This window comes from Pengzhenrongella sp. (assembly GCF_036565025.1).
Classification (GTDB): domain Bacteria; phylum Actinomycetota; class Actinomycetes; order Actinomycetales; family Cellulomonadaceae; genus Pengzhenrongella.
Genome location: NZ_DATCNW010000209.1, coordinates 1 through 12,195 on the forward strand (window position 1 = coordinate 1; position 12,195 = coordinate 12,195).

A 12,195-nucleotide genomic window follows, 5' to 3' on the forward strand; every position below is an offset into this window, starting at 1 on the left:
CCGCCAGCGCCTACCGGGCGGTGGCGGACACCGTCATCACCGCCGACGAGCTGGCCGAGCTGGTGAAGGATCCCGATCAGCGGGAACTGGCCGAGCCCGGGACCGAGGCGAACGCGCGCAGCGGCGCACGGGCCGCGGGCAACGGGACGAAGTCTCCGACGCCGGCATCGGCGCCGGTACCGTCGGCATCGAGCGTGGACGGCCAGGCTCGCAAGGCCGTCCTGCGGCTCGTACGGACGGCCGACCGCCCGCTCACCGGCGGCGTGGTGGCCGAGGCCGCCGAGAGGGCGGACGACTCGCTGCGCACCTCGAGCTGGGACGGCGCCGGGAGCTTCTTCCCCTGGCTCGCCCGCACGGTCCCGGAGCTGGCATCTGCGTCGCGCCCCGCGCCGGGGTACGTCTGGGACGCGAAACGGTTCAGCGAGGCGGACCTGCCGGGTGCCAGCGGGGTCAACCTGCCGCCGCTGCAGCGCCAGGTCGTCGACGTCACTGACATCCCGAACCTGCCTGCCGAGCGGTACCGCATCCTCCTCACCACCCTGGCCGACGACGTGCGCGCCGTCCCGTTCGTTCGGCCCGAGACCTCCCGACGGGTACGAGACGCGTGCCAGGCGGCCGGCGCGCCGATCGGCCGAGCGTCGGTCAACACCGTGATCGCGGGGGTGCTCTACGCCGGGCTGGACCTGACGGCGAAGCCCTCCGCACAGAAGGTCGCCGAGACCTGGGCGGACAACGTCATCGGGCTGTGCCGAGGCGCGCGGATGGAGCTCAGCCCGCAGGACGTGGCCGCGATCCGTGCCTGGGTGGGCGGCGGGCTGCTCAAGGGTTAGGGACGACCTGCTCCTCCGGAACGGTCCAGGATCCCAGCGCCTCGCGGACGATCCTGGACCGCTCCTCGTCCCAGCTGATCGCCGGGTCGGGCTCGAGGTCCGGCTCGTCCTGACCCGGAAGTAACAGGCCCGCGGATGCGCCCGATGCCGTCAGGGCTCGGACGCCTCGCGGACGACCGTGATCATCGCCTGGCGCTCAACCCGCATGGCGCGCAAGGTATTCGTCCAGGGCATCTCTGACGATCTCCGAGGCCCGCCGTTCGTCCCGCGCCGCCAACGCATCCAAGCGGGCACGCGATGCCGCCGGCAACCGGATCGTCAACGACGGCGACGTTTCGCCCGCGCCCGAGAGGGATGGCCGACCGGGAGTCCGGAGGAGGACGTCGGCCGCGACCTCGTCCGCGCACGACAGATGGTTACCAACATGCGACGTGCGAGTGGGCCGATCGTCACCTCGCGAAGGTCCGTGCCTCACAGCCGCGGATCCACCGGCTCGGACTCCAGCGCCAGCACCGCGAATACCGCCTCGTGCACCCGCCACAACGGCTCCCCTGCGCTGACACGCTCGAGCGCCTCCAGCCCGAGGGCGTACTCGCGCAGCGCCATCGACCACTTGTGCCCCAGCCCCCGAGACCGCAGCCGTGCGAGGTTCGCGGGCTCGGTGTAGTCCGGTCCGTAGATGATCCGCAGGTATTCCCGGCCGCGCACCTTGACCCCGGGCTGCACGAGCCCGCGGCGGGCTCGCACCAGGTTGGCCAGCGGCTTGACGACCATGCCCTCCCCGCCCGAACCCGTGAGCTCCTCCCACCACGCCGTCCCGGCGGCGATCGAGTCGGGGTCGGCGAGGTCGACGACCAGCCGCCGGGTGGTCTGCAGCAGCCCGGAGGAGTCGGCGGCGACGAGCCTGTCGGCGACCTCGAGGTGCCACAGGTGGTCGCGGCCCGCGAACGTCAGCCCCTCGGCGGCGAGCAGCTGGAACGGCGCGAGTCGCACCCCCGTCAGACCGTCGACGGGCCACACGTACCGCCGGTACGCGGCGGTGAACCGCTCGGCGTTCGCGGCGCGGGCGCGCGTGCGCTCCAGCAGCCCTGCGACCGGCAGCCCGGCGGCGTCGGCCGCCTCGAGCGCCCGGACGGCGGCCGACAGCGCGGAGCGTGCGGCGGCGCCCACGCTCGCGTACTGGGTGCGCAGCAGCTCCTCGGCCTTCGCCGACCAGGGCATCAGCTCGCAATCCAGCAGCAGCCAGCCGGACCGCACGCCCTCACGACCCGCGGTGTCCCACAGGCCGGCGACGTCGGCGGCGGTCCGCACCCGCGCCAGGAGCTGCTCGGTCAGCGCCGGATCGAAGAACGGCCGGCCGGTTCGGGTGTGCACGGTTCCCGTCACGCCGTCGGGCATCGCGAACCGGGTACTGGCCACCTCGGCGTCGCGGCACACGAGCACGACGGCGCGCGAGCCCATGTGCTTCTCCTCGCACATGACCGTCCCGACGCCGTCGGCCCGGTAGGACGCGAACGCCTCGGCCGGGTGCTCGAGGAGGCGCGGATCGGTCGACGTCGCGCACGGGCTCATGGTCGGGGGCAGGTAGAGCAGCCACCGTGGGTCGACGGCGAACCGGCTCATGACCTCCAGCGCGCCGACCGCGTTCGCCGCATCGACGTTCACGCGCCCGTGGGTCGTGGTCTCCACGATCCGCTTGCCCAGCACGTCGGTCAGGTCCAGCAGGTCCGGCTCACGCTGGGCGCCGGAGCCGGTCCCGGCAACGGGGAACGGCTTCGCCGGCTCGTACCAGACCCGCTCGGCGGTGACCTGGACGATCTCCCGCTCGGGGTACCGCAGCGCGCTCAGGTGCCCGCCGAACACGCACCCGGTGTCGAGGCACAGCGTGTTGTTGACCCACTGCGGCACGGGCGTGGGGGTGTGCCCATACAGCACCGTCGCCCGGCCCCGGTACTCGTCCGCCCACGGGTAGCGCACGGGCAGCCCGTACTCATCGGTCTCACCGTTGGTGTCGCCGTAGAGCGCGAAGCTGCGCACCCGGCCCGACGCGCGGCCGTGGTACGCCTCCTTCAGACCGGCGTGCGCGACGACGAGCCGGCCGCCGTCGAGCACGAGGTGCGCGGCGAGGCCGTCGCAGAAGGCGCGCACCTCGGCCCGGAACTCCGCGGGCTCGGATCCGAGCTGCTCGAGGGTCTCCGCGAGCCCGTGCGAGACCGTGACCGGACGCTTGTCGAGCGCGCGCACGAGCTTGTTCTCGTGGTTCCCCGGGACCGCGAGGGCGTGCCCGGCCCCGACCATCCCCATCACCAGGCGCAGCACCCCCGGGGTGTCGGGCCCGCGGTCGACGAGGTCGCCCAGGAACAGCGCCCGACGGCCCAGCGGGTGCACGGCGTCCACCGGCCGACCGTCGGCGTCTCGGACGAGCTCATACCCGAGGGCGGTGAGCAGCGCCTCGAGCTCGCCGCGGCAGCCGTGCACGTCGCCGATCGCGTCGAACGGTCCGTGGTCGTCGCGCCGGTCGCTGCGCAGCGGCTCGCGCACGATCTGCGCGGCCGCGATCTCCTCGACCCCGTTCAGCACGTGGATCGTCCGGAATCCTTCGCGGGCCAGTCCGCGCAGCGAGCGTCGCAGCTGGTCGCGCTGGCGGTGGATGACGTGAGCGCCGAAGTCGCGGTCCGGGCGGGAGGTGTTGCGGGCGACGCAGACCTCCTCGGGCACGTCCAGCACGATGGCGACCGGCAGCACGTCGTGCGCCTTGGCCAGGGTGGCCAGCGCCTTGCGCGCGTGCGGCTCCACGTTCGTGGCGTCGACCACCGTGAGCAGGCCGGCGTCCAGGCGCTTGCCCGCGATGTAGTGCAGCACGTCGAACGCGTCCTTGGTGGCCGCCTGGGAGTTCACGTCGCCCGAGACGAGGCCGCGGCAGAAGTCGCTGGACAGGGCCTCGAACGGGGCGAAGTGCGTCGCCGCGAAGGTCGACTTCCCCGAGCCGGACACCCCGACCAGGACGACGAGGCTCAGGTCAGGGATCGCGAGCGCGGTCATCGGGTCTTCTCCTGCACGACGTTGGCGCCCGGCGCCCGGTGGTCGGCATCGACCCTGGTCAGCACCGCCATCTGCGTCGGCGGGCCGACGTCGGGGTCCACCTCGCCGACGGGGGCGAACCGCACGGCGTACCCGAACCTCGCGGCGGCGGCGCCAGCCCAGGCCTCGAACTCGGCGCGCGTCCATTCGAACCGGTGGTCGGGGTGGCGCAGGTGGCCCGCGTCCAGGGTCTCGAAGCGCACGTTGTACTCCGCGTTCGGCGTCGTCACGACGAGGGTGCCCGGGCGTGCGTGGGCGAGCACGGCGAGCTCCAGGGCGGCGAGCCGGGGCGGGTCGACGTGCTCGATCACCTCCATCAGGACGGCCGCGTCGTAGCCGGCGACCCGGGCGTCCTTGTAGGTCACCGAGGACTGGGCGAGCTCGATCCGCTCGCGCTGGTGGTCCGAGAGCTGATCGAGGTGCAGCCGGCGAGCCGCGCCCTCGAGCGCCCGGTGCGAGACGTCCACGCCGAGCAGGCGCGCGAAGGAGCGGTCCTCGAGCAGGGCGCCGAGCAGCCGTCCCTCACCGCACCCCAGGTCGACGACGCTCCGCGCACCCGACGCGCGCAGCTCGGCCAGGACCGCCGCCACCCGCCTGGTCGCGAGCGGGACGGCGGGGAGCACGGCATCGACGCGGCCCGCGACGACGTCGTCCGCGACGACGCGGTCCGCCACGACGTCGTCCGCCACGATGCCGGCCCCGACGCCGTCCTCCTCGGACGCCGCGTCGAGCACGCCCGGCACCAGGTCGTCGACCTCGGCGAGCCGCGCGATGGCCGATTCGGCGAGGCTGCGCTGGTTCGCGAGGTAGCGGTGCGCGATGAGGTCCCGGTCCGGGTGGGTCGCGAGCCAGCCCTCCCCCGCACGCAGCAGCTTGTCGACCTCGGCGTCGCCGACCCAGTAGTGCTTGTCGGCGTCGAGCACGGGCAGCAGGACGTACAGGTGGCTCAACGCGTCCGCGAGGCGCAGCGTGCCGGTGAGCGTGAGCTCGACGTACCGCGAGTCGCCCCACTGCGGCAGGTCCGGGTCGAGCGCGACCGGCACGGCCTGGACCTGCCAGCCGAGCGGCGCGAACAGCTGCTCGACGAGCCCCGGGCCGCCCCGGCACGGCAGCGCCGGGACGTGGATCGTCAACGGCAGGAACTGTCCCGGGAGCTCGGGCCGCAGCTCGCAGCGGCCGGCGATCGCGGTCCGGAACACCTTGCCGAGCGCCACGGCGAGCATGGACGACGCCGCGTACGGGCGGTCGTTGACGTACTGGGCGAGGGTGAACCCGCCACCGCCCCGCGGCCTCGCACCCGACTTGCCCCGCACGAGCGCGATCGGGTCGACCTCGAGCAGCAGCGCGACCGTGCACCGCTCGTCGGTCGCCTCAGGGTAGAACACGTGGGCGGTACCGACCCCGAGGTCGAACGATTGAACCTTCGCGGGGTGCTTGTGCAGCAGGTAGCCCAGATCAGTGGCCGACGGCGCGGTCGAGGTCACGGTGAGCAGCACCCCGCAGATCCTGCCACGCAGTGGCGCAGATCACGCTCGCCTTTTCCGCCCACGGCCACCCCGCCGCACCGGGCACTCCCCCCTCATCCCCCGTAACGTCCGAGCGTTGACGTCCTATAGGACGTCAACGCTCGGACGTTGCGGGTTTTGGGTGGGAGGGGCTTCGTGCTCAGAGTGCCGCCGCGCGCATCTCGACCCCGAGCTCCTCGATGCGCCGCTGGGTGTCGGCGGGCAGCTCGCTGTCGGAGATGATCGTGTCGAGCTGCTCGATCGTGGTGACCTGGTACTTCGAGAACGTCCCGTACTTCGTGCTGTCGGCCAGCAGCGTGCAGCTCGAGGCGACCTCCATGGCCGCGCGCTTGAGCTCGACCTTGTCGAGCGAGGGCGCGCTGACCCCGCGGGACAGCCCCCAGGCGCCGGTGCTCATGAAGAAGATGTCGAGGTTGATCGACGACAGGGTGTTGGCCGCCAGTCGGCCGCTGCTCGACGCGCTCGGCTTGTCGACCACGCCGCCGGTGTGGATGACCTCGATCTCCGGGTGCTCGAACAGGCTGACAACGACGTAGAAGTCGTTCGTCACGACGGTCAGGTCGCGGTGCCCGGCGAGGAACGGGACGACCGACTGGCACGTGGTGCCGGCGTCGAGGTAGATGACCATGCCGTCCTTGACCGCCTCGGCCGCGAGCGCGGCGATCGCGCGCTTGCGCGGCAGTTCGAGCACGGCCCGTTGCTGGCGTTCCTGGGGCGGCACCTGCCCGGACGACTTCGCAATCCGGACGCCACCGGGCACGGAGACGACCTGCCCGGACGCCTCGAGGCTCGCGATGTCGCGGCGGACGGTCATGTGCGAGACGCCCAGGTAGGCGGTGAGGCTGCGCGTGCTGAGCACGCCCTCCTGGCGCAGGAGCTGGAGCAGCTTCTGATGGCGCTGCTCGGGGATCAACGGTGCTGACGACTCCATCGTGCGACTCTCCCCCGCTGACCACGCCTGACGTGCGGAACGACTCCAAACTTAACATATCTTCACATCAATGTTGCGATATGGGAATCGGTGGGGTAATCTGCGAAACTATGTTCACAAAGTTGCGCAACCTCGAGACCCTCGTCGGTGACGGCGTCCTCCTCATCGTCCGGCTCGACGACGCGGACGAGGCCTACGAGGTCGCCACGGCGGCCATCGCCGGCGGGATCCGCGCGCTGGAGATCACCTACTCGGTCCCGAACGCCCTGCGCGTCATCGAGCGGCTCGCGCAGGAGAACAAGGACGACGTCGTCATCGGCGCCGGCACCGTGCTCGATGCCCAGGCGGCCTTCGCCGCCATCACCGCCGGCGCGCAGATGCTCGTCAGCCCGCAGCTCAACCCCGAGATGCTCGCGGTCGCGAACCGCTACCAGGCCGTCTCGATCAGTGGCGCGTTCACGCCGACCGAAATCCTGAACACGATCGAGGCCGGTGCCGACATCGTCAAGCTCTTCCCTGCCGAGTTCGTCGGTCCGAACTACGTCAAGACCGTGCTCGCGCCGCTCTCGCAGGTGCCGATCCTGCCGACCGGCGGAGTGAACATCGACAACGTCGGCGACTGGTTCTCCGCCGGGGCCACCGCCGTCGGCGTCGGCAGCTACATCACCAAGGCCGCCCGCGCGACCGGGGACTACTCCCTGGTCACCGAGGCCGCCCGCACCTTCCTCGCCGCCGTGCGAGACGCCCGTAACTAACCCCTTCACCCCGCCCCCAGAGCGGCGGCTAGTCTCACAAAGGAGTGGACACCATGCAGGAACCATCGACCACGACCGCGACGCCGGACGTCGTACCCACGAACCGGGTGCGCGTCCGCTGGATGTTCATTGCCCTGCTGGTGATCGGCGGCGTCGTGAACTACCTCGACCGCAGCACCCTGAGCATCGGTAACACCACGATCGCGAAGGAGTTGCACTTCAACACGATCGAGATGGGCCTGCTGCTGTCGGCCTTCTCGTGGCCCTACGCGATCGCGAACCTGCCGGCCGGCTTCCTGGTCGACAAGTTCGGCGCGAAGAAGATGTTCGCCATCGCGGCGACGGCCTGGTCGGTGGTCGCGGTCCTGACGTCGTTCGCGCGCAGCTTCCCGTTCTTCTACGCCGCTCGCGTCGCCCTCGGCGTTTCCGAGTCGCCGTTCTTCACCTCGGGCCTGAAGGTGTCCGAACGCTGGTTCCGCAAGGACGAACGCTCGCTCCCGCTCTCGGTCATCAACACCGGATCGCAGATCGCCAACGCGATCGCACCGCCGTTGCTCACCTTCCTGCTGCTCACGATGAGCTGGCGGGGCATGTTCGTCATCATCGGCACCTTCGGCTTCATCGTGGTCGCCGTCTGGATCAAGCTCTACCGGGACCCGACGCGCGAGGAAGAGATCGCCATCAAGGGCCTCGAGCTCGAGGCCGCGGCGGCCAAGGCCGAGAAGCCCGCCAGCTGGGGCTCCCTGCTCAAGCTGCCCAACACCTGGGCCATGGTCGTCGGCGCGTTCGGCATCTTCTACACGGTGTGGGTCTACCTCACCTGGCTCCCGAGCTACCTCGAGACGAGCCGCGGCTTCAGCCTCGCGGCCACGGGCTGGATCGCCGGCCTGCCGTTCCTGTGCGGGATCATCGGCGTGCTGACCGGCGGCGTCGTCTCGGCCGCGGCGATCAGGCGCGGCGTCCCGACGATCCGGGCGCGCAAGATCCCCATCGTCGGCGGAGCGTTGCTCGCCGCAGCCGCCGTGCTGCCCGTCGCGTACGTCGACAACACCTTCCTCAACATCGCGCTGCTCTGCGTCGGCTACTTCGCCTCGCAGGTGCCGATCGGCGTGATCTGGACGCTCGCCTCCGACATCGCGGAGCCCGCGCAGGTCTCCTCGCTCGGCTCGATCCAGAACTTCGGCGGCTTCCTCGGCGCCGCGCTGGCACCGGCCGTGACCGGCTACATCCTGAGCGCCACGGACGGCAACTATTCCCTGGTGTTCGGAGTCGGCGGCATCCTGCTGGTCGTCGGCGCCCTGTCTTACGGCCTGTTCGTCAAGGACCGCCGCCCGGCAGCAGTCCTGACCGCCGAGGCCTGACCGTGAAGCCCAAGGCGTTCTTCATCATCGGCCCGGCGGGCTCGGGCAAGTCGCTGGTGGGCAAGCGGATCGCGAACAGGTACGACGCCGCCTACGTCGACAAGGACACGGTGGCGACCGGCTTCACCGAGCTCCTGCTCGAGCTCAACGGGTCGGACAAGAACGACCGGGACAACAACGACTACTACCAGTCGACGATCCTGCCGCTGGAGTACGAGACGATCCTGCGGATCTGCGGCGACAACCTGGCGCTGGGCCGGTCGGTCGTGCTGGACGCCCCGTTCGGCCGGTTCTTCAAGGACCCCGACTACCTGCTCGACGCACGCGCGAAGTACGCCTGGCCGGACGCCGAACTCGTCGTCGTGCACGTCACTGCGGAGGGGCGCTCGGTGTTCGACCGGGTCACCAAGCGCGGCTTCGGGCGGGACGCCTGGAAGCTCGAGCACTGGGACGAGTTCTGGGCAGGCGCCCAGCAGGACTGCGAGTGGGCGGGCGCCGCGCACATCCTGCTGGACAACTCGGGGGTCGGGCTCGAGCTGTTCGGGTTCGACGAGGCGCTGGCGGGGCTGCTGGCGGCGACAGCCGCCGACGAGTGACGGGCTCGCACGAAGGCACGGTCGCCGAGAGCCTCGCCGCGGATCTCCAGTAGCCTCGGCGGCTGCACGTCAGCCCCCAAGAAAGGCGAATCCCATGCGCATCCTCGTCGTCGGAGCCGGAGCCACCGGAGGTGCGTTCGGGGCCAGGCTCCAGGAGGCCGGCCGGGACGTGACGTACCTCGTGCGCCCCCAGCGAGCGGCTCAGCTACGCGCGCACGGACTCACCTTCGTGGCCCCCGACGGGACCCGGACCCTCCCGGTGCGCGCCGTCACGGCCGCAGAGCTGGCCGACCCGTTCGACATCGTCATCATCGCGGTGAAGTCCGGCGGTCTACCGGCGATCCTGGACGACATCACGCCCGCCGTGGGCGAGGGCACCGTCGTGATCCCGTTCCTCAATGGCCTCGCGCACGTCGATCAGCTGCGCGAGCGGTACGGCGATCGCGTGCTCGGCGGGCTCGTCCGCATCGTCGCGACGCTCCGTGACGGGCAGGTCGTGCAGATGCACCCGCTCGCCACGATGACCATCGGGGCGCTCGAGGCCTCGAGCTTGCCGCGCCTGGCGGCGGTCCTCGACGTGCTGGACGTCCCCGGCTACGAGCTCATCCCGTCCGACGACGTCCTCGGCGCCCTCTGGGAGAAATGGGCGTTCATCGTGGCCGCCGGGGTCGTCACGTGCCTGCTGCGCAACACCGTCGGAAACATCGTCGCCGCGGGTGGGGAACCCCAGGTCTGCGCCGCCATCGAGGAGATGGAGCAGGTGGCCGCGGCGGCCGGGCACCCGGTCGGGAGCACCGCGCACGAGCAGTCCGTCGGCCTGCTGACCCAACCAGGATCGGCGTTCACGTCCTCGCTCTACCGGGACGTCATCGCCGGCAACCCGAACGAGACCGAGCACCTCCTCGGCGACTTCGCAGCGCGCGCCCGGGCGCTCGCGGTCCCCGTCCCCACCCTCGACCTCACCCTCGTCCAGCTGCGCGCCGACGCGCTCGGCTGATCAGCCCGCCGTATCGCCCGCTCGGCGATACGTTGAAGGGCATGACGAAGCCGATCACGCCAGGGCAGTTCCACGAGGCCTACGGCGTCGAGGACTGGCGGGTGGTGGGCGAGGGTGCCTGCGCGTACTTCCGCACCGGATCGTTCGCCGCCGGCGACCGTCTCGTGCACGCGATCAGCGAGCTGCCCGGCCTCGAGGACCACCGCCCCGACGTCGACCTGCGGCACGGGGGCGTGACCGTGCGGCTGATCACGCTCACGCGCGACTACTACGGGCTGAGCGAGGCCGACGTCGAGCTGGCCCGGCAGATCTCGGCCGCGGCGCGCAGCATCGGCCTGCCCGCCGACCCGACCGCCGTTCAGAGCGTCCAGGTGACGATCGATGCGCTCGTCCATCCCGACGTGATCCCGTTCTGGCGTGCCGTGCTCGGCTACACCGGTCGCGCCGACAGCCCCGAGGACCTGATCGACCCGCGCGGACGCGGGGCGTCGTTCTGGTTCCAGCAGATGGACTCCGTGCGCCCGCAGCGCAACCGCATCCACATCGACGTCTGGGTCCCGCACGACCAGGCCGAGGCCCGCGTCGCCGCAGCGATCGCCGCCGGCGGCCGCCTGGTCACCGACAAGTACGCGCCCGCCTGGTGGACCCTGGCCGACGCCGAGGGCAACGAGGCCGACGTGGCGACGACGCTGGGCCGGGACTGACTGGTCATCAATCAACGCTGCTCGACGGCGGCTTCCCGCCAGATTCAGCCGGCTTCCTGGTCTTGCGCAAGGTGCGTGCTCTTGGCGATCAGGCGGCGAAGGTCGGCGACCGAGACCACCCGCTCGTCATCGACGCCGTCGGCCACGCGCTGCTCGACCCACTCGCGCAACAGCGCCGTCACCTTGACCCCGTCGCGACGCGCAATCCCGCGCGCGGCGTCCAGCGTCGCTGCGGGCATCCGGATGGTGATCCCCACCATCGGTTCCACAACCGCCGAGGTGTCCTCCGTCGCCTTCTCGAGGTCAGCCGACGTGTCGGTCGTGTCGTAGTGCGCGCGGAGCGCGTCCAGGTCCGCTGTGGTCATCTCATCGTCCCTTCCTGCGGAACGTGCGCTTCTCGGAGTCGGTCAGGTCTCGCGCGGTGACGACGTACACGCCGCCGTCGAGCGCGGGTGCGATGACTACCAGCAGGTGCTTGCCGGCGTCGGTCGATGCGTACACGAGGGTCGTCCCGCCGCGCCCTGGGGCGATCCACCGCGGGCGCTTGTAGAGCGCCTGCTGGACCTCCTCGGGGAACACTCCATGAATCGCGAAGTGATCCTCGGACTCCTCGCTCCAACTGATCGGAGGAAGAGACCTCCCATCGTAACGCGAATCGTCACGCGCCACGAGAGCACCTCGCTCGGATTCGGCAACAATGTCCACCAGCGGTCGCCGCAGCCGTCTCGGTTCCGCGTCGACGACCCGGAACCAGATTGCCCCTCGGTCTCGGCACCCCAAGACCGTACGGCGACTCACCGACATGGAGCTGAAACGCGGACAGATCGCCTTCACTGAAGCCCTCAGGCGCATCGACCACGTTCGCGCGGCTGTTCCGGACGATGGAGAACGGTTCGCGTAGGGCCGCGTCCGGAGCCGGACCTGCGGATCGTGAACGACTGGATGATCCGCGCGCACCAGGAGCACTGGTCTCCAGAGGACTGAGAGCAGGCGAGACGTTTCCGCGGGAACGCCTCGCCTGCTGGGGCGTTTCCGCGGGAACGTGGCTGTTGCCCGTCGCAGCGCTGGCTACCGGGATCCGGCGGCGCGTTCCGCCTCCTGAACGTCGCTCACTCGGGGCCGATGAGTTCCCCGCCCCATTCCTCGGGAGCCACATCGGCGAGCGTCTCGGAGAAGGTCCACTGGTGGCCCGCGGGGTCCGTCGCGTTGTACTGCCGTTCGCCGTACTCGAAGTCGGTCGGCTCCATCAGAATGCGGGCGCCGTTCTCCCGGGCTCGTTCACAGTGAGCGCGCACGTCCTCAACGCGCACCGTTACCGAGTGTGTGACCTCGCCGGTACGGGGAGGACTGCGATCACCGCGTACATCGCCGACGATCACGGCCCCGTCGCCGAACCGGAGCTGAGCGCGGTGGT

The 12,195-nt window shown here is 70.9% G+C and carries 12 protein-coding genes and 1 pseudogene; 6 read left to right on the plus strand and 7 right to left on the minus strand.

Going from position 1 to position 12,195, the window contains the following annotated elements; all coding sequences use genetic code 11:
* Positions 1-830 (plus strand): annotated as a pseudogene (locus VIM26_RS12040) (hypothetical protein); the annotation flags it as partial.
* Positions 831-1,026: 196 nt separating this feature from the next.
* Here VIM26_RS12040 and VIM26_RS27055 read toward each other — a convergent pair.
* The 4 genes from VIM26_RS27055 to VIM26_RS12055 all read right to left on the minus strand — a co-directional run bounded on the left by VIM26_RS27055 (position 1,027) and on the right by VIM26_RS12055 (position 6,368).
* Positions 1,027-1,371: a CopG family ribbon-helix-helix protein gene (locus VIM26_RS27055; protein WP_414696476.1), complete on the minus strand. Its 345-nt coding sequence runs from the start codon at positions 1,369-1,371 to the stop codon at positions 1,027-1,029.
* Positions 1,302-3,872 (minus strand): polynucleotide kinase-phosphatase, encoded by a 2,571-nt coding sequence (locus tag VIM26_RS12045; protein ID WP_331951464.1) that lies wholly within the window; start codon positions 3,870-3,872, stop codon positions 1,302-1,304. Before VIM26_RS12045 ends, VIM26_RS27055 begins: the two co-directional genes overlap by 70 nt.
* Positions 3,869-5,407: a 3' terminal RNA ribose 2'-O-methyltransferase Hen1 gene (locus VIM26_RS12050; protein ID WP_331951466.1), complete on the minus strand. Its 1,539-nt coding sequence runs from the start codon at positions 5,405-5,407 to the stop codon at positions 3,869-3,871. The genes VIM26_RS12045 and VIM26_RS12050 overlap by 4 nt, the downstream gene beginning before the upstream one ends.
* A gap of 169 nt (positions 5,408-5,576) precedes the next feature.
* Complete coding sequence (locus tag VIM26_RS12055; RefSeq protein WP_331951468.1) at positions 5,577-6,368, minus strand: DeoR/GlpR family DNA-binding transcription regulator; 792 nt, start codon at positions 6,366-6,368, stop codon at positions 5,577-5,579.
* Positions 6,369-6,478: 110 nt separating this feature from the next.
* Here VIM26_RS12055 and VIM26_RS12060 point away from each other — a divergent pair, with 110 nt between their 5' ends.
* The 5 genes from VIM26_RS12060 (at position 6,479) to VIM26_RS12080 (ending at position 10,781) form a co-directional block, all read left to right on the plus strand.
* Positions 6,479-7,123 (plus strand): bifunctional 4-hydroxy-2-oxoglutarate aldolase/2-dehydro-3-deoxy-phosphogluconate aldolase, encoded by a 645-nt coding sequence (locus VIM26_RS12060; RefSeq protein ID WP_331951470.1) that lies wholly within the window; start codon positions 6,479-6,481, stop codon positions 7,121-7,123.
* Between the two features lie 53 nt (positions 7,124-7,176).
* Positions 7,177-8,484: an MFS transporter gene (locus VIM26_RS12065; RefSeq protein WP_331951472.1), complete on the plus strand. Its 1,308-nt coding sequence runs from the start codon at positions 7,177-7,179 to the stop codon at positions 8,482-8,484.
* A gap of 2 nt (positions 8,485-8,486) precedes the next feature.
* On the plus strand, positions 8,487-9,080 hold the full coding sequence (locus VIM26_RS12070; protein WP_331951474.1) for an AAA family ATPase: 594 nt from the start codon (positions 8,487-8,489) through the stop codon (positions 9,078-9,080).
* Positions 9,081-9,174: 94 nt separating this feature from the next.
* On the plus strand, positions 9,175-10,077 hold the full coding sequence (locus tag VIM26_RS12075) for a 2-dehydropantoate 2-reductase (RefSeq protein ID WP_331951476.1): 903 nt from the start codon (positions 9,175-9,177) through the stop codon (positions 10,075-10,077).
* Positions 10,078-10,118: 41 nt separating this feature from the next.
* The gene (locus VIM26_RS12080) at positions 10,119-10,781 is read left to right on the plus strand and encodes a VOC family protein (RefSeq protein ID WP_331951478.1); all 663 of its coding nucleotides are present in this window, start codon (positions 10,119-10,121) and stop codon (positions 10,779-10,781) included.
* A gap of 44 nt (positions 10,782-10,825) precedes the next feature.
* Here VIM26_RS12080 and VIM26_RS12085 read toward each other — a convergent pair whose 3' ends face one another.
* The 3 genes from VIM26_RS12085 to VIM26_RS12095 all read right to left on the minus strand — a co-directional run.
* A complete protein-coding gene (locus tag VIM26_RS12085) occupies positions 10,826-11,146 on the minus strand; it encodes a hypothetical protein (protein ID WP_331951480.1) in 321 nt (106 codons plus the stop codon).
* A gap of 1 nt (position 11,147) precedes the next feature.
* Positions 11,148-11,360: a hypothetical protein gene (locus VIM26_RS12090; protein ID WP_331951482.1), complete on the minus strand. Its 213-nt coding sequence runs from the start codon at positions 11,358-11,360 to the stop codon at positions 11,148-11,150.
* Positions 11,361-11,890: 530 nt separating this feature from the next.
* Positions 11,891-12,195: VOC family protein (locus VIM26_RS12095; protein WP_331951484.1), on the minus strand; the 305-nt coding region annotated here is incomplete at its 5' end.